Raw genomic sequence first — 21665 nt, 5'->3', positions numbered from 1 at the left:
CCTTTAACTCATGGGACTCGAAGAAAAGCTGCCGAGCGGCTTCCTGCTCACCACCGTCGAGCAGGCCGCCGGCTGGGTGCGCAAGGCGTCCGTCTTCCCGGCCACGTTCGGCCTCGCCTGCTGCGCCATCGAGATGATGACGACCGGCGCCGGACGGTACGACCTGGCCCGCTTCGGCATGGAGGTCTTCCGCGGATCTCCGCGCCAGGCGGACCTGATGATCGTCGCGGGCCGGGTCAGCCAGAAGATGGCGCCGGTTCTGCGCCAGGTCTATGACCAGATGCCGAACCCCAAGTGGGTCATCTCCATGGGCGTCTGCGCCTCGTCGGGCGGCATGTTCAACAACTACGCGATCGTGCAGGGCGTCGACCACATCGTCCCGGTCGACATCTACCTCCCGGGCTGCCCGCCACGGCCCGAGATGCTGATGGACGCGATCCTCAAGCTCCACCAGAAGATCCAGTCCTCCAAGCTCGGCGTGAACGCCGAGGAGGCGGCCCGCGAGGCGGAGGAGGCGGCGCTCAAGGCACTGCCCATTATCGAGATGAAGGGCCTGCTGCGGTGAGCGACGCGAACGGCACCAACCCCGAGAAGGACCCCGGCGCCTCCAACCTCCCCGGCCAACGCGGGGACGGCGGTGAGGAGATCCGCGTCCAGCGCGGGATGTTCGGCGCCAACAACGGTGGTGACACGTCCGGTTACGGCGGCCTGGTCCGCTCGGTCCGCCTGCCGGGAGCCGCGAGCCGGCCCTACGGCGGCTGGTTCGACGAGGTCGCCGACGAGTTGGAGGGCGCCCTGGAGGAACAGGGTCTGCTGCCCGACAACGCGATCGAGAAGGCGATCGTCGACCGGGGTGAACTCACCTTCCACATCGAACGCGAGCACCTGGTCCGCGTCGCCCAGACCCTGCGCGACGACCCGGCCCTGCGCTTCGAGCTCTGCACCGGCGTCAGCGCGGTCCACTACCTGCACGACAAGGGCCGCGAGCTGCACGCCGTCTACCACCTGCGCTCGATCACCCACAACCGGCTGATCCGCCTCGAAGTCAGCGCCCCGGACAGCGATCCGCACATCCCGTCACTCGTCCCGGTCTATCCGACCAACGACTGGCACGAGCGCGAGACGTACGACTTCTTCGGCATCGTCTTCGACGGTCACCCGGCGCTGACGCGGATCATGATGCCGGACGACTGGCCGGGCCACCCGCAGCGCAAGGACTACCCCCTCGGCGGCATCGCCGTCGAGTACAAGGGCGCCCAGATCCCGGCTCCGGACCAGCGGAGGTCGTACTCGTGAGCACGCAGTCAGCATCCGCCTCCGCCGCTTCGGCGCGCGAGACCACCGAGGGGACCGTATATACGGTCACCGGTGGCGACTGGGACGAGGTCGTCCAGTCCGCGGCCCGGGCCGACGACGAGCGCATCGTCGTCAACATGGGGCCCCAGCACCCCTCCACGCACGGTGTGCTCCGCCTGATCCTGGAGATCGACGGCGAGACGGTCACCGAGGCCCGCTGCGGCATCGGCTACCTCCACACCGGTATCGAGAAGAACCTCGAGTACCGCACGTGGACACAGGGCACCACGTTCGTGACGCGCATGGACTATCTGACGTCCTTCTTCAACGAGACCGCCTACTGTCTCGCCGTCGAGAAACTCCTCGGCGTCGAGGACCAGATCACCGAGCGGGCGAAGATCATCCGGGTGCTCCTGATGGAGCTGAACCGGTTGTCCTCCCACCTGGTGTGCATCGCCACCGGCGGTATGGAACTCGGCGCCACCACGATCATGATCTACGGATTCCGTGATCGTGAAATGATTCTCGACATCTACGAGCTCATCACGGGCCTGCGGATGAACCACGCGTACATCCGCCCCGGCGGACTCGCCCAGGACCTGCCGCCCGGCGCGGTGGACCAGATCCGCGAGTTCGTGAAGAAGATGAAGAAGAACCTCCCCGAGTACGACAAGCTCGCCACCGGGAACCCCATCTTCAAGGCCCGTATGCAGGACGTCGGTTACCTCGATCTGGCCGGTTGCATGGCCCTCGGCGCCACCGGCCCGATCCTGCGCTCCACCGGTCTGCCGCACGACCTGCGCAAGGTGCAGCCGTACTGCGACTACGAGACCTACGACTTCGACATCCCGACCGCCGACACCTGCGACTCCTACGGCCGCTTCCTCATCCGCCTGGAGGAGATGCGCCAGTCGCTGAGGATCGTCGAGCAGTGCCTGGACCGGCTGCAGCCCGGCCCGGTCATGGTCGCCGACAAGAAGATCGCCTGGCCCGCCCAACTCGCGCTCGGGCCGGACGGGTTGGGCAACTCGCTCGACCACATCAAGCAGATCATGGGCACCTCCATGGAGGCCCTGATCCACCACTTCAAGCTGGTGACCGAAGGCTTCCGCGTGCCGCCGGGACAGGCGTACGCGGCGGTCGAGTCGCCCAAGGGCGAACTCGGGGTGCACGCCGTGTCCGACGGAGGCACCCGCCCCTACCGGGTCCACTTCAGGGACCCGTCCTTCACCAACCTTCAGGCCATGGCGGCGATGTGCGAGGGCGGCCAGGTCGCCGACGTCATCGTCGCCGTCGCGTCCATCGACCCCGTGATGGGAGGCGTCGACCGGTGACCACCAGTTCTTCGGAGCAGGGCGTCAGTCTGGGCATGCCCCAACTGCCCGCGCCCGCCTACCCGGACGACGTCCGGGCCCGGCTGGAGGCCGACGGGCGGGAGATCATCGCCCGCTACCCGGACTCCCGCTCGGCCCTCCTGCCGTTGCTGCACCTCGTGCAGGCGGAGGAGGGTCATGTCACCCGCACCGGGCAGCAGTTCTGCGCGGATCTGCTGGAGCTGACGACGGCCGAGGTCGCCGCCGTGGCGACCTTCTACTCGATGTACCGGCGCCGGCCGAGCGGTGACTACCAGGTCGGGGTCTGCACCAACACCCTGTGCGCCGTGATGGGCGGCGACGCGATCTTCGAGTCGCTCCAGGAGCACCTGGGCGTCGGCAACGGTGAGACCACCGACGACGGCAAGGTCACCCTGGAGCACATCGAGTGCAACGCGGCCTGCGACTTCGCGCCGGTGGTGATGGTCAACTGGGAGTTCTTCGACAACCAGACCCCCGCCAGCGCCCGGCGCCTCGTCGACGACCTGCGCACGGGCGCACCCGTGGAGCCCACGCGCGGGGCGCCGATGTGCACCTTCAAGGAGACCGCGCGGATCCTCGCCGGCTTCCCCGACGAGCGGCCAGGGGCCGTCGAGGCGAGCGGCGGTGCGGGACCCGCGTCGCTGGTGGGCCTCCGCCTGGCCAGAGGAGAGACCGCACCCGCGCGCGTGGTCCATCCGCGGGGCTCCGGTGCTCCGCAGGACGAGCCGCCGACCGAGCACCTCAGTTCGCACGATGCGCCGCAGGACACGTCGGCCTCCGACCCCGCCCACCCGGCGGGGCCTGTCGCCGAGGAGGGGGAGTGATGACCTTGGCACCCGAACTGAAAGACCACAGCCCCGAGAAGCTGCTCGCACCCGTGCTGTCGGCCTTCTGGGACGAGGACGAGTCCTGGACTCTGGACACGTACCGAAGGCACGAGGGATACGAGGGGCTCCGCAAGGCGCTCGCCATGTCGCCGGACGACCTCATCGCGTATGTGAAGGACTCCGGTCTGCGCGGTCGCGGTGGCGCCGGCTTCCCCACCGGAATGAAATGGCAATTCATTCCTCAAGGGGATGGAAAACCGCACTATCTAGTTGTCAACGCCGACGAGTCGGAGCCTGGCACCTGTAAGGACATCCCGCTCCTCTTCGCGAACCCGCACAGCCTCATCGAGGGCATTGTCATCGCGTGTTACGCCATCAGGTCTTCGCATGCCTTCATCTATCTGCGTGGTGAAGTCGTCCCCGTATTGCGGCGGTTGCACGAGGCCGTGCGTGAGGCCTACGCGGCGGGCTACCTCGGCGAGAACATCCTGGGCAGCGGACTCGATCTCCAGCTCACCGTGCACGCGGGTGCGGGCGCGTACATCTGCGGTGAGGAGACCGCACTGCTCGACTCGCTCGAAGGCCGCCGTGGTCAACCGCGGCTCCGTCCCCCTTTCCCCGCCGTCGCGGGCCTCTATGCGTGCCCGACTGTGGTGAATAACGTCGAGTCGATCGCGTCAGTTCCCGCCATTCTGCAAAAAGGCAAGGAATGGTTCAGGTCGATGGGCAGCGAGAAGTCTCCGGGCTTCACGCTCTACTCGCTCAGCGGCCATGTCACCAGTCCCGGTCAGTACGAGGCGCCGCTCGGCATCACACTCCGCCAACTGCTCGACATGAGCGGCGGGATCCGGGCCGGGCATCGCCTCAAGTTCTGGACGCCTGGCGGGTCTTCCACGCCGATGTTCACCGACGAGCACCTCGACGTCCCTCTTGATTACGAAGGAGTGGGTGCCGCGGGTTCCATGCTCGGCACCAAAGCTCTGCAATGTTTCGACGAGACGACCTGCGTCGTGCGTGCCGTCACCCGCTGGACCGAGTTCTACGCCCACGAGTCCTGCGGCAAGTGCACACCGTGCCGTGAAGGGACGTACTGGCTCGTGCAGTTGCTGCGCGACATCGAGGCCGGCAAGGGCGCCATGGCCGACCTCGACAAGCTGAACGACATCGCCGACAACATCAACGGCAAGTCCTTCTGCGCTCTCGGCGACGGCGCCGCCTCGCCGATCTTCTCCTCGCTCAAGTACTTCCGCGAGGAGTACGAGCAGCACATCACGGGCCGGGGCTGCCCCTTCGACCCGGCCAAGTCCACGGCCTGGGCCGACCGCACGGAGGTGAACGCATGACGGTGACCACGAGCGCTCCCTCCGGTGGAGGAGAGGCGGCGGTCCCGCCGGAGAATCTCGTCTCGCTGACGATCGACGGCGCCGAGATCAGTGTGCCCAAGGGCACCCTGGTCATCCGCGCCGCCGAGCAACTCGGCATCGAGATCCCCCGGTTCTGCGACCACCCTCTCCTCGACCCGGTCGGCGCCTGCCGTCAGTGCATCGTCGAGGTCGAGGGCCAGCGCAAACCGATGGCGTCCTGCACGATCACGTGCACGGACGGCATGGTCGTCAAGACCCAACTCAGCTCGCCCGTGGCCGAGAAGGCCCAGCACGGTGTGATGGAACTGCTCCTCATCAACCACCCGCTGGACTGCCCGGTCTGCGACAAGGGCGGCGAGTGCCCGCTGCAGAACCAGGCGATGTCCCACGGCAACGCCGAGTCCCGCTTCGAGGGCAGGAAGCGGACCTACGAGAAGCCGCTCCCGATCTCCCCCCAGGTGCTGCTCGACCGTGAACGGTGCGTGCTGTGCGCCCGCTGCACCCGCTTCTCCAACCAGATCGCGGGCGACCCGATGATCGAGCTGCTGGAGCGGGGTTCGCTGCAACAGGTCGGTACCGGTGAGGGTGACCCCTTCGAGTCGTACTTCTCCGGGAACACCATCCAGATCTGCCCGGTGGGCGCGCTCACCTCGGCGGCGTACCGATTCCGCTCCCGCCCCTTCGACCTGGTCTCCACGCCCTCCGTGTGCGAGCACTGCTCCGGGGGCTGCGCGACCCGCACCGACCACCGGCGCGGCAAGGTCATGCGGCGCCTGGCCGCCGTCGACCCCGAGGTCAACGAGGAGTGGATCTGCGACAAGGGGCGCTTCGGCTTCCGGTACGCGCAGCAGCGCGACCGGCTTCAGACGCCCCTGGTGCGCAACGCGGACGGCGTCCTGGAGGCCGCGTCCTGGCCGGAGGCCCTGGAGGCCGCCGCGCAGGGACTGTCGGCCGCGCGCGGCCGGACCGGTGTCCTGACCGGCGGCCGGCTCACCATCGAGGACGCCTACGCGTACAGCAAGTTCGCGCGCGTGGCGCTCGACACGAACGACATCGACTTCCGCGCGCGCGTGCACAGCAGCGAGGAAGCCGACTTCCTGGCCGCCCGAGTCGCCGGCCGCGGCCGGGACCTCGACGGCGCCGGCGTCACGTACACCTCCCTGGAGAAGGCGCCCGTCGTCCTGCTCGTCGGGTTCGAGTCCGAGGAGGAGGCGCCCGGCGTCTTCCTGCGGCTGCGGAAGGCCTCGCGCACGCACGGGCAGCGGGTGTACTCGCTCGCCACCCATGCCACGCGCGGCCTGGAGAAGGCGGGCGGCACGCTGCTGCCGGCCGCTCCCGGTACCGAGACCGAGTGGCTGGACGCGCTCGCCAGCGGGTTCGGTCTGGAGGGCGACGGAGCCCGCGCCTCCGAGGCGCTGCGCACCGAGGGCGCCGTGATCGTCGTGGGCGAGCGGCTGGCCGCCGTCGCCGGGGGCCTCACCGCCTCCGTACGGGCCGCGTTCGCGACCGGTGCCCGGCTGGTGTGGATTCCGCGCCGGGCCGGGGAACGAGGTGCGATCGAGGCGGGCGCGCTGCCGTCGCTGCTGCCGGGCGGGCGTCCGGCCACCGACCCACGCGCGCGTGAGGAGGTCGCCGTCGCCTGGGGTGTCGCCGAACTCCCGCACCGCTACGGGCGCGACGCCGGCCAGATCGTCGAGGCCGCCGCCGGTGGTGAACTCCGGGCGCTGCTCGTCGCCGGTGTGGAGGCGGGCGACCTGCCCGACCCGGCACGCACGCGTGCGGCACTTCACGAAGTGGGCTTCCTGGTGTCGCTCGAACTGCGGCCCAGCGAGGTCACCGAACACGCCGACGTCGTCCTTCCGGTCGCGGCGGTCGCCGAGAAGGCGGGCGCCTTCCTCAACTGGGAGGGCCGGGTCCGCTTCTTCGACGCCGCGCTCAAGCCCGACCAGATGGCCCGCGCCCTCGCGCCCACCGACGCGCGCGTGCTGCACATGCTGGCCGACGCCATGGACGTCCACCTGGGGCTGCCCGATCTGCGCACCACGCGCGCGGAGTTGGACCGGCTGGGTGCCTGGGACGGGCCGCGGGCCTCCGATCCGCTGGAGACCGCGGGCGTGCTGCCCCGGCCGGCCGCCGGGGAGGCCGTGCTCGCCGGACACCGGCTGCTGCTCGACCAGGGCGCGCTCCAGGAGGGCGACGAAGCGCTCGCCGGCACCCGGCACGCCGCCCACGCGCGCGTGTCGGCCGCCACGGCCGCCGAGGCGGGCGTCAAGAACGGCGACGCCCTCGCCGTGACCGGCACGTCCGGAACCGTCGAACTCCCGCTGCGGATCACGGAGATGCCCGACCGGGTGGTCTGGCTCCCGCTGAACTCCACCGGCGGGGGCGTCGCCTCCGACACCGGGGCGCTGCCCGGCGCACTCGTCCGCATCGGCCCGGCCACGCTCGCGGGCGAGGCCCCCAAGGAGGTGGAGGCATGAGCAATCTGTACCTCGCTGCGGAAGACCTCTCGATGTTCGGCCGGGACCCCTGGTGGCTGGTCGTCGTCAAGGCGGTGTTCTGCTTCGCGTTCCTGATGATCACCGTGCTGTTCTCGATCGTCTGGGAGCGCAAGGTCGTCGCCTGGATGCAGTTGCGCATCGGCCCCAACCGGCACGGCCCCTGGGGCATGCTCCAGTCGCTCGCCGACGGCGTGAAGCTGATGCTCAAGGAAGACCTCATCGTCAAGCGCGCGGACAAGGTGGTCTACGTCCTCGCGCCGATCGTCGCGGCCATCCCGGCCTTCATGGCTATCGCGGTGATCCCCTTCGGGCCCGCCGACAACGAGGTGTCGATCTTCGGGACGCGCACCACGATGCAGCTCACCGACCTGCCGATCGCGATGCTCTTCATCCTCGCGGTCGCCTCGGTCGGCATCTACGGCATCGTCCTGGCGGGCTGGAGCTCCGGCTCCACCTACCCGCTGCTCGGCGGCCTGCGCTCCTGCGCGCAGATGATCTCCTACGAGATCGCGATGGGCGCCGCGTTCGCCTCGGTGTTCCTCTACTCCGGGTCGATGTCCACGTCGACGATCGTTGAACAACAGCACGACCGCTGGTACATCGTCCTGCTGCCGGTCTCCTTCATCATCTACATCATCACGATGGTCGGCGAGACCAACCGCGCCCCCTTCGACATGCCGGAGTCCGAGGGCGACCTGGTCGGCGGCTTCAACACCGAGTACTCGTCCATCAAGTTCGCGCTGTTCATGCTCGCCGAGTACGTGAACATGGTGACGGTCTCCGCGGTGGCGACCACGCTCTTCCTGGGCGGCTGGCGGGCCCCGTGGCCGATCAGCTCCTTCTGGGAGGGCGCGAACCACGGCTGGTGGCCGATGCTCTGGTTCGTCGTCAAGGTCCAGTTGCTTCTCTTCTTCTTCATCTGGCTGCGCGGCACGCTCCCGCGCGTGCGCTACGACCAGTTGATGAAGCTCGGCTGGAAGGTCCTCATCCCGGTCTCCGTGGTCTGGCTGATGCTCGTCGCGACCGTGCGGACCCTCAAGAACGAGAACTACGACTTCGCCGACATCGCCCTCTACATCGGCGGCGGTGTGCTCGTCCTGCTGTTGCTGTCCTTCATCGCGGACATGTTCCGCCAGAAGGCGAACGAGGACGCCCGACCGGTCGAGGAACCCCCCGGATTCGACGCGATGGCGGGCGGCTTCCCCGTACCGCCGCTGCCGGGACAGGAGTTGCCGCCGGTGCCGCGGCGCCCCTCGCGCCGCGAGCGGGAGTTGATTGTCAGTGGTGGGTCGGACACTGGCAGTGACGGATCTCTGGATGGAAAGGAGGCGTCCGATGGCTGAGGAGCCCAAGGAAACCAAACCCGGTTTTCAGAACCCCGTGGCCGGCTTCGGCGTGACCTTCAAGGCCATGTTCAAGAAGCGGCTGACCGAGCAGTACCCGGAGCAGCAGAAGACCACAGCCCCCCGGTTCCACGGACGGCACCAGCTCAACCGCCATCCGGACGGCCTGGAGAAGTGCGTCGGCTGCGAACTGTGCGCCTGGGCCTGCCCCGCCGACGCCATCTATGTGGAGGGCGCCGACAACACCGACGAGGAGCGCTACTCGCCGGGCGAGCGGTACGGCCGCGTCTACCAGATCAACTACGCCCGCTGCATCCTGTGCGGCCTGTGCATCGAGGCGTGCCCCACACGCGCGTTGACGATGACCAACGAGTTCGAGCTGGCCGACAGCAGCCGCGCCAACCTGATCTACACCAAGGAACAGTTGCTGGCCGGCCTCGACGACACCATGGTCGACAGCCCGCACGCCATCTACCCCGGGATGGACGAACAGGACTACTACCGGGGCCTGGTCACGGAGGCCGCCCCCGGCACGGTGCCCCAAGTAGCCGTCTCCAAGGGCGAGAAGCCGAAGGAAGAGGGGGCGGAAGCATGAGCGCGCAGTTCGCCGCCGCCTACTCCACCTCCACCGGCGAGGCCTTCCAGTTCTGGATCCTCGGCACGGTCGCGGTGATCGGCGCCCTGTCCACCGTCCTCATGAAGAGGGCCGTGCACAGTGCCCTCTCCCTCGCCGGGACCATGATCATCCTGGCGGTGTTCTACCTGGCCAACGGCGCCTACTTCCTGGGCGTCGTACAGATCGTCGTCTACACCGGCGCGATCATGATGCTGTTCCTCTTCGTGGTGATGCTGGTCGGCGTCACGGCCGCCGACTCCCTGACGGAGACCATCAAGGGCCAGCGCTGGCTGGCCCTTCTCTGTGGGCTCGGCTTCGGCATCCTGCTCTTCGCGGGCATCGGCAACGCCTCGATCAACCAGTTCGACGGCCTGGGCACGGCGAACGCGAACGGCAACGTGGAGGGCCTGGCCGCCCTCATCTTCACGAAGTACGTGTTCGCCTTCGAGATCACCGGCGCCCTGCTGATCACGGCAGCCGTCGGCGCCATGGTGCTCACGCACCGCGAGCGCGCCGAGCGGCCCAAGACCCAGCGCGAGCTGTCCGAACAGCGCGTCCGCGACTGCAAGCACCTCCCGCCGCTCCCGGCGCCCGGCGTCTACGCCCGGCACAACGCGGTGGACGTCCAGGGACTGCTGCCCGACGGCACCCCCTCCGAGCTCACGGTCAGCAAGACGCTCCGTGACCGCGGTCAGATCCGTGACGTGTCCAGCGAGGCGCTGAGCGATCTGCGGGCCTTGGAGCAGCGCGCCGAGGAGCGCCTGGAGCGCACCGAGATCGCGCCGGCGAACCTCAAGCGGACCGAGGAGGCGTCGAAGTGAACCCCGTCAACTACCTCTATCTCTCCGCCCTGTTGTTCACGATCGGCGCTACCGGCGTGCTGATCAGGCGGAACGCGATCGTCGTGTTCATGTGCATCGAGCTGATGCTCAACGCCTGCAACCTCGCGTTCGTCACCTTCTCCCGGATGCACGGCAATCTCGACGGTCAGGTCATCGCCTTCTTCACGATGGTCGTCGCCGCCGCGGAGGTCGTGGTCGGGCTCGCGATCATCGTGTCGCTGTTCCGTACCCGCCACTCGGCCTCGGTCGACGACGCCAGCCTGATGAAGCTCTGAGGGGTCGCTGAATCGTGGAGAACCTGATTGCGCTGCTGGTAGCGGCGCCTCTGCTCGGAGCGGTCGTCCTGCTGTGCGGCGGCCGGCGGCTGGATGCCGTCGGCCACTGGATCGGCACGCTCCTGTCGTCCGCCTCCTTCGTGATCGGTGTCGTCCTCTTCACCGACCTGCTGGGGAAGAACGCCGAGCACCGGACGCTCATGCAGCACCTGTGGACCTGGGTCCCCGTCGAGGGCTTCCAGGCGGACGTCACCTTCCGCCTCGACCAGCTGTCGATGACCTTCGTCCTGCTGATCACCGGCGTCGGCTCGCTCATCCACCTGTACTCGGTCGGGTACATGGAGCACGACGAGCGCCGCCGCCGCTTCTTCGGCTATCTGAACCTGTTCCTCGCGGCGATGCTGATCCTCGTCCTCGCCGACAACTACCTGCTTCTGTACGTCGGTTGGGAGGGCGTCGGTCTCGCCTCCTACCTGTTGATCGGCTTCTGGCAGCACAAGCCCAGCGCGGCCACCGCCGCGAAGAAGGCCTTCCTGGTCAACCGGGTCGGCGACATGGGCCTGTCGATCGCCATCATGCTGATGTTCACGACGTTCGGGACCTTCGCCTTCGGGCCGGTCCTCAGCCACGTCGGTGACGCCTCCGAGGGCAAGCTCACGGGCATCGCCCTGATGCTGCTGCTCGCCGCCTGCGGCAAGTCCGCCCAGGTGCCGCTGCAGTCCTGGCTCGGCGACGCGATGGAGGGCCCGACCCCGGTCTCGGCCCTCATCCACGCGGCGACCATGGTGACCGCCGGCGTGTACCTGATCGTCCGCTCCGGAGCGATCTTCAACGCGGCGCCCGACGCACAACTCGTCGTCACCGTCGTCGGAGCCGTCACGCTCCTGTTCGGTGCGATCGTCGGTTGCGCGAAGGACGACATCAAGAAGGCCCTCGCGGGCTCGACGATGTCGCAGATCGGCTACATGGTGCTCGCCGCGGGACTCGGCCCCATCGGCTATGTCTTCGCGATCATGCACCTGGTGACGCACGGCTTCTTCAAGGCCGGGCTGTTCCTCGGTGCCGGTTCGGTCATGCACGGCATGAACGACGAGGTCGACATGAGGAAGTACGGCGGCCTCAGGAAGTACATGCCGGTCACCTTCATCACCTTCGGCCTCGGCTACCTCGCCATCATCGGCTTCCCGGGCCTGTCCGGCTTCTTCTCCAAGGACAAGATCATCGAGGCGGCCTTCGCCAAGGGCGGCACCGAGGGCTGGATCCTCGGCGGCGCGGCCCTGCTGGGCGCGGCCATCACGGCGTACTACATGACGCGCGTGATGCTGATGACGTTCTTCGGTGAGAAGCGCTGGCAGCCCGACGAGAACGGCAACGAGCCGCACCCGCACGAGTCCCCGAAGACGATGACGATCCCGATGATCGTGCTGGCTTTCGGATCGGTCTTCGCCGGCGGCATCTTCGGCATCGGTGACCGCTTCCTGCACTGGCTGGAGCCCATCACCGGCCACGAGGAGGGCAACTCCCCGGTCAGCGCCCTGACGGTCACCCTGGCCACCATGGTGGTCCTGGTCATCGGCGTCGGGATCGCCTACGCGCAGTACGGGCGCCGTCCGGTCCCGGCCGTCGCCCCGCGCGGCTCGCTGCTCACCCGGGCCGCCCGCCGCGACCTCCTCCAGGACGACTTCAACCACGTCGTCCTGGTGCGCGGCGGCGAGCACCTCACGCGCTCCCTGGTCTACGTCGACCACACCCTGGTCGACGGCGTCGTCAACGGCACGGCGGCCTCCATGGGCGGCCTCTCCGGAAGGCTGCGCAAGCTGCAGAACGGCTACGCGCGGTCGTACGCGGTCTCGATGTTCGGCGGTGCGGCCATCCTCGTCGCCGCGACCCTGCTGATGAGGGCGGTCTGATACCGATGTCCTTTCCCCTCCTGACAGCGACGGCGGCGCTCCCGGCCCTCGGGGCGGTGGCCACGGCCGCCGTGCCGGCCGCCCGGCGCACCGCCGCGAAATGGCTGGCGCTGCTCGTCTCGCTGGCGACACTCGCGCTGGGCATCACCGTCCTGGTGCGCTTCGACCCGGGCGGCGACCGCTACCAACTCACCGAGTCCCACGCCTGGATCGCCGACTTCGGGGTCCGCTACGAGCTGGGTGTGGACGGCATCGCGGTCGCGCTCATCGGGCTCACCGCGCTGCTGATCCCGTTCGTGATCCTGGCCGGCTGGCACGACGCCGACCCCCTGGAGACCGGCAGCAAGCGCTGGCGGCCCACCCAGGGCTTCTTCGCCCTCATCCTTGCGGTGGAGGCGATGGTGATCATCTCCTTCGAGGCCACCGACGTCTTCCTCTTCTACATCTTCTTCGAAGCCATGCTGATCCCGATGTACTTCCTCATCGGCGGCTTCGGGGACCGGGCCCACGAGCACGGAGACGAGGCGGCGGCCACCCAACGCTCGTACGCGGCCGTCAAGTTCCTGCTCTACAACCTGGTCGGCGGGCTCATCATGCTGGCGGCCGTGATCGGCCTCTACGTAGTGGCCGGGAACTTCTCGCTCGCGGAGATCGCGCAGGCACGGGCCAACGGCACGCTGCACATGGCGACCAACACCGAACGCTGGCTGTTCCTGGGCTTCTTCTTCGCCTTCGCGGTGAAGGCGCCCCTGTGGCCGCTGCACACCTGGCTGCCCAACGCGATGGGCGAGGCCACCGCACCGGTCGCCGTACTGATCACGGCGGTCGTCGACAAGGTGGGCACCTTCGCGATGCTCCGCTTCTGCCTCCAGCTGTTCCCGGAGGCCAGCAAGTGGGCGACGCCCGTCATCCTCGTCCTCGCCGTGATCAGCATCATCTACGGCGCGCTGCTCGCTGTCGGGCAGCGGGACATCAAGCGGCTGGTGGCGTACGCGTCGATCTCGCACTTCGGGTTCATCGTGCTCGGCATCTTCGCGATGACCAGCCAGGGCCAGTCCGGCGCGACGCTCTACATGGTCAACCACGGTATTTCCACGGCCGCGTTGATGCTGGTCGCCGGATTCCTGATCTCGCGGCGCGGCTCGCGTCTGATCGCCGACTACGGAGGGGTGCAGAAAGTCGCCCCGGTGCTCGCGGGCACCTTCCTGATCGGCGGTCTGGCCACGCTCTCGCTGCCGGGACTCGCGCCGTTCGTGAGTGAGTTCCTGGTCCTGGTGGGCACGTTCTCGCGCTACCCGGCCATCGGGATCATCGCCACCTTCGGCATCGTCCTGGCCGCGCTGTACACCCTCGTCCTCTACCAGCGGACGATGACCGGCCCGGTGAAGCCCGAGGTCGCCACGATGCCGGATCTGCGACCGCGTGAACTCCTGGTCGTCGCCCCGTTGATCGTGTTGCTGGTCTTCCTGGGCGTCTACCCGAAGCCGATCACGGACATCGTGAACCCGGCGGTCAAACAGACCATGTCCGACGTACACAAGAAGGATCCCAAGCCCTCGGTGGAGGCGGCCAAGTGAGCGCAACAGCCGTCCACAGCCTGTGGACAACGGCGGCGACCGCGGCCGACCCGATCTCGAAGATCCCCACGCCGAAGATCGAGTACGGGCAGTTGTCGCCCACCTTGATCATCCTCGGCGCGGCGCTCATCGGGGTGCTGGTCGAAGCGTTCGTCCCGCGCAAGTCCCGTTACTACGCCCAGGTGTTCGTGTCCGTCGTAGCGCTCTGTGCCGCCTTCGCGGCGGTCCTGGCGCTCGCGGCGGACGGGTACGGCACCACCAAGGCGCACATCGCGGCCATGGGCGCGATCGCGGTCGACGGACCGTCCCTGTTCCTCCAGGGCGTGATCCTGCTCTCCGGACTGGTGGGCCTGTTCACCTTCGCGGAGCGGCGGCTCGACCCGGAGGCGCACGGCAAACGGGTCGACTCCTTCGCCGCGCAGGGCGCGTCCGTGCCCGGCAGCGACAGCGAGAAAGCCGCGGTCAAGGCCGGGTTCACCACCACGGAGGTGTTCCCGCTCCTGCTCTTCGCGGTCGCCGGAATGCTCGTCTTCCCGTCCGCCAACGACCTGTTGACCCTGTTCGTGGCCCTGGAAGTCTTCTCGCTCCCGCTCTACCTCCTGTGCGCCCTGGCCCGCCGCAAGCGGCTCCTCTCGCAGGAGGCCGCGGTCAAGTACTTCCTCCTCGGCGCCTTCGCCTCCGCGTTCACCCTGTTCGGCATCGCGCTGCTCTACGGCTACGCGGGCTCGATGTCGTACTCCACGATCGCGCAGGTCGTCGACGGCTCCATCACGAACATCAACCCGGCCCTCGCGGACACCATGGGCAACGACGCGCTGCTGCTCATCGGCGGCGCGATGATCGTCATGGGGCTGCTGTTCAAGGTGGGCGCGGTGCCGTTCCACATGTGGACACCCGACGTCTACCAGGGCGCGCCGACCCCGGTCACCGGCTTCATGGCCGCCGCGACCAAGGTGGCCGCCTTCGGGGCGCTGCTCCGCCTCCTCTACGTCGTGCTGCCGGGCCTGCGCTGGGACTGGCGGCCCGTCATGTGGGGCGTCGCGATCATCACGATGCTGGGCGGCGCGATCGTCGCGATCACCCAGACCGACATCAAGCGGCTCCTGGCGTACTCGTCGATCGCGCACGCGGGATTCATCCTCGCGGGCGTCATCGCGACCACCCGGGACGGCGTCTCGTCGGTCCTCTTCTACCTGGGTGCCTACTCGTTCGTGACGATCGGCGCCTTCGCGGTCGTCACGCTCGTACGGGACGCGGGTGGCGAGGCGACGCACCTGTCGAAGTGGGCGGGGCTCGGGCGCAGGTCGCCCCTGGTCGCGGCCGTCTTCGCGGTGTTCCTGCTGTCCTTCGCGGGCATTCCGCTGACCGCCGGTTTCGCCGGGAAGTTCGCCGTGTTCAAGGCGGCGGCGTCCGGCGGCGCGGCCCCGCTGGTCGTGGTCGGTGTGCTCTCCTCGGCCATCGCGGCGTTCTTCTACATCCGCGTGATCGTGCTCATGTTCTTCAGCGAGCCGAGGCCCGACGGCCCCACCGTCGCGGTCCCGTCCCCGCTGACCATGGCGACGATCGGAGTGGCCGTGGCGGCCACGCTCGTCCTCGGTGTGGCCCCGCAGTACTTCCTCCACCTGGCGAACCAGGCGGGGGTCTTCGTCCGCTGACCGCATGCCGAAGGCCCCGGTTCCCTTTGTGGGGGCCGGGGCCTTCGCGTATGCGCGGTCAGCCCGTCGGGCAGACGACGTCGGGGTTCCACGGCGAGAACAGGCCCTTGGGGTTGGGCTTGTAGATCCAGGCGTGCAGGGTGAAGACGTCGGGGAACTTCGGGTCCTTCTGGAAGTCCTGCCCGAACAGCGTCGGCGGGACCTTCTGGCCCGTGTCCTTCACGACCCACTCGACCCCGACCAGCCGGCGCCCCTCGACGAAGTCGGACCCGTCCGCGTACAGCAGGGCCGCCGGTTTCGCCGGATCGAGTGAGTCGATGTTCTTGGTGTTGAGGTAGTGGTAGCCCATGCCGCCCTCGTCCGGGTCGTCGACGCAGATGTCGGTCCCTGCGTAGCCGCCGCCCGGGGCGAACGCCTCGTACCCGTACTTCGAGGTGGCCTGGTACGTCTTGCTCAGCGTGGTCCACACGGACGGGTCGGGGGCGGGGTCGGACGCGGCGTGGGCCGGGGCGGCGGTCAGCGCGAAGGCGGCGGCGGTTACCACTGCGAGGACGGTCCGAGAGGACATGGTGGGACTCCTTGGACTTTCGGAACTTTCGGGAGGCGTCCACACACGCGGCGCCGTCCGTTCGAGGGCATGACGGGGCTTCGCGGTCCCGCCCGAGCAGCATGTTCCGGCCGTATCGGTCGCGCCATGTGACGGGAGCCATTCGAATGACCACACCCGGTCACCGCCACCAGCCTGTGGATAACTCCGACGCTGTCAGCGCGGACGCCTATCGTGGACGCAGTGGTCGAGGGACGACGTACGGGGGACGAGCGATGCACGGGATGGGCGGGACGGTTGTGACGACCGAAGTACGGACGCCGGCGGCACAGGGCGAGAGCGAGGCGCTGGCCACGCTCCACCGGGTCTTCGGGTACGACAGCTTCCGCGGAGAGCAGGAAGAGGTCATCGAGCATGTGGTGGCGGGCGGCGACGCCGTCGTCCTCATGCCGACCGGCGGCGGCAAGTCCCTGTGCTACCAGATTCCCGCCCTGGTCAGACCCGGTACGGGAGTCGTCGTCTCCCCGCTGATCGCGCTGATGCAGGACCAGGTGGACGCGCTGCGGGCGCTCGGGGTGCGCGCCGGGTTCATGAACTCGACGCAGGACTTCGACGAACGACGCGTGGTCGAGGCGGAGTTCCTCGCCGGCGAGCTGGACCTGATCTATCTCGCGCCGGAGCGGCTGCGGCTCGACGCCACGCTGAACCTGCTGTCGCGCGGCAAGATCTCGGTGTTCGCGATCGACGAGGCGCACTGCGTGTCCTCGTGGGGCCACGACTTCCGCCCCGACTACCTGTCCCTCTCCGTGCTCGGCGAGCGCTGGCCCGACGTCCCGCGGATCGCGCTCACGGCGACGGCCACGGACGCGACGCACAAGGAGATCACCCAGCGGCTGAACATGCCGAGCGCCCGGCACTTCGTGGCGAGCTTCGACCGGCCCAACATCCAGTACCGGATCGTGCCGAAGGCCGACCCCAAGAAGCAGTTGCTGAGCTTCCTGCGCGAGGAGCACGCGGGCGACGCGGGCATCGTGTACTGCCTGTCGCGCAGGTCTGTCGACACGACCGCCGAGTTCCTGTCGCGCAACGGCATCGAGGCGGTGCCGTACCACGCGGGCCTGGACTCGGGCACGCGCGCGGCACACCAGTCCCGGTTCCTGCGCGAGGACGACCTGGTCGTCGTCGCGACCATCGCCTTCGGCATGGGCATCGACAAGCCGGACGTACGATTCGTCGCCCACCTCGACCTGCCCAAGTCGGTGGAGGGCTACTACCAGGAGACGGGGCGTGCGGGGCGTGACGGATCACCCTCCACGGCGTGGATGGCGTACGGCCTGAACGACGTCATACAACAGCGCAAGATGATCCAGTCCAGCGAGGGCGACGAGGCGTTCCGCCGCCGGGCCGCCGCCCACCTGGAGGCCATGCTCGCGCTGTGCGAGACCGCGCAGTGCCGGCGGGGCCAACTGCTCGCCTACTTCGGGCAGGACCCGGACGCGGCGGGCTGCGGCAACTGCGACACGTGCCTCACCCCGCCGGAGACCTGGGACGGCACGGTCGCCGCGCAGAAGGTGCTGTCGACGGTGGTGCGGTTGCAGCGGGAGCGGGGCCAGAAGTTCGGCGCGGTGCAGATCGTCGACATCCTCATGGGGCGCCGGAGCGCCAAGGTGATCCAGTTCGACCACGACCAGTTGTCCGTGTTCGGCATCGGGGAGGATCTCGCCGAGGGTGAATGGCGGGGCGTCGTACGGCAGTTGCTGGCGCAGGGGCTGCTCGCGGTCGAGGGGGAGTACGGCACGCTGGTGCTCACCGAGGCGAGCGGCACGGTGTTGCGGCGCGAGCGGGAGGTGCCCCTGCGCAAGGAGCCGAAGAAGCCGGCGGCCTCGCGGTCGGGGTCGTCCTCTGGCCGGGGCGAGCGCAAGGCCAAGGCTCCGGCGGTGGAGTTGCCCGAGTCGTTGCAGCCCGCCTTCGAGGCCCTGCGCGCCTGGCGTGCGGAGCAGGCCCGCGAGCAGGGGGTTCCGGCGTACGTCATCTTCCACGACGCCACGCTTCGGGAGATCACGACGATCTGGCCCACGTCGGTGGGGCAGTTGGGGGAGATCAGCGGGGTCGGCGAGAAGAAGCTGGCGACGTACGGGGAGGGTGTGATCGGGGTACTGGCGGGGCTCGGTGGGGCGCCGGGCGGGGATTCGGGGGCAGTTCCGGCCGCAACTGCGGCTGCGGCTCCGGCTTCCGCCCCGGTACAGGGTTCGGTGCCCGCACCGGCCCGGGCGGCGAGCGATGATCCCGGTGCGGACTACTGGCCGGAGATGGATGCGGAGCCGGAGCCGGAGGACTGGATGTAGCTGGTCGGTGGTGAGGGGGCCGAGTCCGTTGGTCGGCCAGTCGGCCAGTCGGCCGATCGGCCAGTCGATCGGTCGGTCGGTCAGTCAGTCGGTCGGTCACGGTTCGCAAGAGCCGTGGTGGGCGCGGGACTTGTGGGCTGCGCCCTCTCCCCTTCCACTACAGCGCGCGGGTCGCGTACGCCCTGACGTCCGCGTCCGAGTCGGTGGTCGCCGTGGCGAGGGCCGCGCGGGCGTCGGTGGTGCGGTGCCGGGTCAGCGCGAGGACGGCCGCCTTGCGTACGTCGGCGTTCGGGTCGGCCAGGATCTTGGCCAGGGCGGGGACCGCTGTTTCGGGATCCGCGGCGGACAGCGCGGTCGCGGCACCGGCACGGACCTGCCAGGCCGGGTCGGCAAGGGCGGCTACGGCACGGGCCGCGAGGGGGGTCGGGCAGCCGGTAGTGCCCAGGGCGGCGTAGGCGGCGGCGCGGACCAGGGCGTCGGAGTCGCCGGCGAGGGTGGTGAGGGCGGTGCTGACCGCAGCGTGACCGGAGCCGGAGCCGGGGTTGGCCTGTGCGCTGTCGTCCAGGCGCCCCGCCGCCACCGTCCCCAGCGCCTTCGCGAAGGTGACGCGGACCTCGCGGGACGGGTCCGACGGTGCCGCGTGGGCCAGCTCGCCGGTGGCGTCGACCGAGACGAGGGCGCGGACGGCCTCGATACGGACGGTGGTGTCGGGGTCGGTGAGGGAGCGGGCGAAGAGGGTGGCGTCGCCGAGGCGCAGGGCGCGCAGGACATCCAGCGCGGCGGCGCGGACGACGGGGTCGGGCTCGGTCAGGGCGGCGGCGAGACCGTCGCGCAGGGCGGGTGAGGGGGGCAGCGTCTCGACCAGTTCGCGCAGTGAGGCCGCGGCGGCCGTGCGGACTTCGGTGGCGGGGTCGCGGAGGGACTCGGCGAGGGCGGGGCCCGTTCCGGGCGGGAGGGTTTCCGTCAGGACGGTGATCGCCTCGCGGCGGACGGCCGGGGCCGGGTCGGTCAAGTAGGGGCGCAGGGCATCGAGTTCGGGCTCTTCCTCGGCGAGGGCGACGAGTTCGAGGAGGCGGGAGGAGGACTGGCCTGGCGCGGGAGCGGGAGCGGGCGCCGGAGTGGGCGTGGGTGTCGGCGTGGGCGCCGGAGCGGAAGTGGAAGCGGGCGCGGTGCCGGGAGTGGTGATAGCCGGACCCTGGCCCGGACCCGGACCCGGACCCGGACCCGGACCCTGGCCCTGGCCCTGGCCCGGAGCCGGAGCCGGAGCCGTATCGGAACCGGTACGGGGCGCGGTGGCTCCTGGAGCCGTGCCGGGCACGGGAGTTGAGGTCGCCGGGATGGTCGAGCCCCGCTCGTCAGGCAGCTCGGGCTGCTCGGGTTGCTCGGGTTGCTCCGGCGGGGACGCCAGTGGGGCCAGGTCGCGGGGGCCGGCCGTAGCCACGTTCTCGGGGTGGACCTCGCCGAGTCGGCGGGAGGGGCCGCCGGTCGGGGTGAAGTCCTCGATCGGGACCACATAGGGGGCCACGGGTCGGGCCGTGAACTCCATCGGACCAGAGGGGGACTTGTGCAGGTCGAGGTGGTGGAACCAGGAGACGTCGTCGCGGGCCGGATGGTCGAGGCGGTCGTGGTAGAGGCCCCAGCGGGACTCCGTGCGGGCCAGGGAGGCGCGGGCGGCCATCTCCGCGCAGTCGCGGATGAAGGAGACCTCGGCGCAGCGCATCAGTTCGTGCGGGGTGCGGGCGCCCATCTCGGCGATGTCCGCGCGCATCCGCTCGAACGCCTCCAGGGCGATCGACAGTCGGGCGCCGGACTTCGGCGGGGCCACGTAGTCGTTCACGAAGCGGCGCAGTTTGTACTCGACCTGGGGCTGCGGCGGGCCGTCCGGATTGTGCAGCGGGCGGTAGATCAGCTCGTGCGCGTCACGGAGCTGGGAGAGCGGCAACTCACCCTCGTACGCGGAGTATTGGGCCGCGTCCGCGCCCGCGAGGTCGCCGAAGACGAACGCGCCGATCATGTAGTTGTGCGGGACGCAGGCGAGGTCGCCGGCGGCGTACAGGCGGGGGACGGTCGTACGGGCGTGGTCGTCGACCCGTACTCCCGAGGCCGAGTGGCCACCGCACAGGCCGATTTCGGAGATGTGCATCTCGACGTCGTGGGTGCGGTAGTCGTGGCCCCGGCCTTCGTGGAAGGTGCCGCGGGTGGGCCGTTCCGTCGAGTGCAGGATGGACTCCAGGGCGGAGATCGACTCCTCCGGGAGGTGGCTCAGCTTCAGGTACACGGGCCCGCGGTCGCTCGCCACCTCCGCCGCGAACTCGGCCATCATCTGGCCGGACCAGTAGTCGGAGTCGACGAAGCGTTCGCCGTGCCGGTTGACCTGGTAGCCGCCGAAGGGGTTGGCGACGTAGGCGCAGGCCGGACCGTTGTAGTCCTTGATCAGCGGGTTGATCTGGAAGCACTCGATGCCGGTGAGTTCGGCGCCCGCGTGGTACGCCATCGCGTAGCCGTCGCCCGCGTTCGTCGGGTTCTCGTACGTGCCGTACAGGTAGCCGGAGGCGGGCAGGCCGAGCCGGCCGCAGGCGCCGGTCGCGAGGATCACGGCGCCCGCGCGGACCGAGACGAAGCCGCCGGTACGGGTGTTGAAGCCCGCCGCGCCCACCGCGCGCCCCCCGGCGGTGAGTACGCGCACCGGCATCACCCGGTTCTCGATGCGGATCCGCTCCCGCATCTCGCGCCGCCGCAGTTGCCGGTACAGGACCTTCTTGACGTCCTTGCCCTCCGGCATCGGCAGCACGTAGGAGCCGGAGCGGTGGACCTGGCGGACCGCGTACTCGCCGTGCTCGTCCTTCTCGAACTTCACGCCGTACGACTCCAGTCGCTGCACCATCGCGAAGCCGCGGGTGGCGGTCTGGCGGACGGTGGACTGGTCGACGATGCCGTCGTTGGCGCGGGTGATCTCGGCGACGTAGTCGTCGGGCTCGGCGCGGCCGGGGATGACCGCGTTGTTGACGCCGTCCATGCCCATGGCGAGCGCGCCGGAGTGGCGGACGTGGGCCTTCTCCAGGAGGAGGACGTTCGCGCCGTGCTCGGCGGCGGTCAGGGCCGCCATGGTGCCGGCCGTGCCGCCGCCGATGACCAGGACGTCGCAGGTCAGCTCTTCGGCCTCGGCGAGCGAGGGGATCTCCAGGGGAGTGTGCACGGAGGTGGTCACCAGG

The 21665-nt window shown here is 69.4% G+C and carries 16 protein-coding genes; 14 read left to right on the top strand and 2 right to left on the bottom strand.

Annotation, left to right across the window (positions count from 1 at the left end):
• The first annotated feature begins 10 nt into the window (after positions 1–10).
• From ACIRRY_RS25890 to nuoN, 13 genes are read left to right on the top strand one after another with little or no spacing between them, the layout of a single operon-like run.
• Positions 11–565: an NADH-quinone oxidoreductase subunit B family protein gene (locus ACIRRY_RS25890; protein WP_266761563.1), complete on the top strand. Its 555-nt coding sequence runs from the start codon at positions 11–13 to the stop codon at positions 563–565.
• Positions 562–1296: an NADH-quinone oxidoreductase subunit C gene (locus ACIRRY_RS25885; protein WP_403976814.1), complete on the top strand. Its 735-nt coding sequence runs from the start codon at positions 562–564 to the stop codon at positions 1294–1296. The genes ACIRRY_RS25890 and ACIRRY_RS25885 overlap by 4 nt, the downstream gene beginning before the upstream one ends.
• Positions 1293–2630, top strand: coding sequence for an NADH-quinone oxidoreductase subunit D (locus tag ACIRRY_RS25880; protein ID WP_403976812.1), 1338 nt, complete (start codon positions 1293–1295; stop codon positions 2628–2630). The genes ACIRRY_RS25885 and ACIRRY_RS25880 overlap by 4 nt, the downstream gene beginning before the upstream one ends.
• Positions 2627–3475 carry an NADH-quinone oxidoreductase subunit NuoE gene (nuoE, locus tag ACIRRY_RS25875; protein WP_403976810.1) on the top strand — a complete coding sequence of 283 codons (849 nt, stop codon included), beginning with the start codon at positions 2627–2629 and terminating at the stop codon, positions 3473–3475. The genes ACIRRY_RS25880 and nuoE overlap by 4 nt, the downstream gene beginning before the upstream one ends.
• Positions 3475–4821, top strand: coding sequence for an NADH-quinone oxidoreductase subunit NuoF (gene nuoF, locus ACIRRY_RS25870; protein ID WP_403976808.1), 1347 nt, complete (start codon positions 3475–3477; stop codon positions 4819–4821). Before nuoE ends, nuoF begins: the two co-directional genes overlap by 1 nt.
• Entirely contained in the window at positions 4818–7322 is a 2505-nt protein-coding gene (locus ACIRRY_RS25865) for an NADH-quinone oxidoreductase subunit G (protein ID WP_403976806.1), read from the top strand. Before nuoF ends, ACIRRY_RS25865 begins: the two co-directional genes overlap by 4 nt.
• Positions 7319–8686 carry an NADH-quinone oxidoreductase subunit NuoH gene (gene nuoH, locus ACIRRY_RS25860; protein WP_403976804.1) on the top strand — a complete coding sequence of 456 codons (1368 nt, stop codon included), beginning with the start codon at positions 7319–7321 and terminating at the stop codon, positions 8684–8686. Before ACIRRY_RS25865 ends, nuoH begins: the two co-directional genes overlap by 4 nt.
• Entirely contained in the window at positions 8679–9281 is a 603-nt protein-coding gene (gene nuoI, locus ACIRRY_RS25855; RefSeq protein ID WP_403976802.1) for an NADH-quinone oxidoreductase subunit NuoI, read from the top strand. The genes nuoH and nuoI overlap by 8 nt, the downstream gene beginning before the upstream one ends.
• Positions 9278–10123, top strand: a complete 846-nt coding sequence (locus ACIRRY_RS25850) for an NADH-quinone oxidoreductase subunit J (protein WP_403976800.1) — start codon at positions 9278–9280, stop codon at positions 10121–10123. The genes nuoI and ACIRRY_RS25850 overlap by 4 nt, the downstream gene beginning before the upstream one ends.
• Complete coding sequence (nuoK, locus tag ACIRRY_RS25845; protein ID WP_071373444.1) at positions 10120–10419, top strand: NADH-quinone oxidoreductase subunit NuoK; 300 nt, start codon at positions 10120–10122, stop codon at positions 10417–10419. Before ACIRRY_RS25850 ends, nuoK begins: the two co-directional genes overlap by 4 nt.
• Before the next feature lie 14 nt (positions 10420–10433).
• The gene (gene nuoL / locus ACIRRY_RS25840; RefSeq protein WP_403976798.1) at positions 10434–12329 is read left to right on the top strand and encodes an NADH-quinone oxidoreductase subunit L; all 1896 of its coding nucleotides are present in this window, start codon (positions 10434–10436) and stop codon (positions 12327–12329) included.
• 5 nt (positions 12330–12334) lie between these two features.
• Positions 12335–13906 (top strand): NADH-quinone oxidoreductase subunit M, encoded by a 1572-nt coding sequence (locus ACIRRY_RS25835; RefSeq protein ID WP_403976796.1) that lies wholly within the window; start codon positions 12335–12337, stop codon positions 13904–13906.
• On the top strand, positions 13903–15561 hold the full coding sequence (gene nuoN / locus ACIRRY_RS25830) for an NADH-quinone oxidoreductase subunit NuoN (protein ID WP_403976794.1): 1659 nt from the start codon (positions 13903–13905) through the stop codon (positions 15559–15561). Before ACIRRY_RS25835 ends, nuoN begins: the two co-directional genes overlap by 4 nt.
• A 58-nt stretch (positions 15562–15619) precedes the next feature.
• Here nuoN and ACIRRY_RS25825 read toward each other — a convergent pair whose 3' ends face one another.
• Positions 15620–16129: a hypothetical protein gene (locus tag ACIRRY_RS25825; protein WP_403976792.1), complete on the bottom strand. Its 510-nt coding sequence runs from the start codon at positions 16127–16129 to the stop codon at positions 15620–15622.
• A 263-nt stretch (positions 16130–16392) separates the two neighbouring features.
• Between ACIRRY_RS25825 and recQ the strand changes: the two genes are divergently transcribed.
• Positions 16393–18453, top strand: a complete 2061-nt coding sequence (recQ, locus tag ACIRRY_RS25820; protein WP_403976790.1) for a DNA helicase RecQ — start codon at positions 16393–16395, stop codon at positions 18451–18453.
• A gap of 157 nt (positions 18454–18610) precedes the next feature.
• On the opposite strand, the gene ACIRRY_RS25815 is transcribed toward recQ, so the two are convergent.
• Positions 18611–21661: a fumarate reductase/succinate dehydrogenase flavoprotein subunit gene (locus tag ACIRRY_RS25815; RefSeq protein ID WP_403976788.1), complete on the bottom strand. Its 3051-nt coding sequence runs from the start codon at positions 21659–21661 to the stop codon at positions 18611–18613.
• Positions 21662–21665: the final 4 nt, after the last annotated feature.

It is taken from the genome of Streptomyces sp. NPDC101776, from assembly GCF_044766845.1.
Lineage (GTDB): Bacteria > Actinomycetota > Actinomycetes > Streptomycetales > Streptomycetaceae > Streptomyces.
This window is presented reverse-complemented; position numbering and strand designations above follow the sequence as displayed.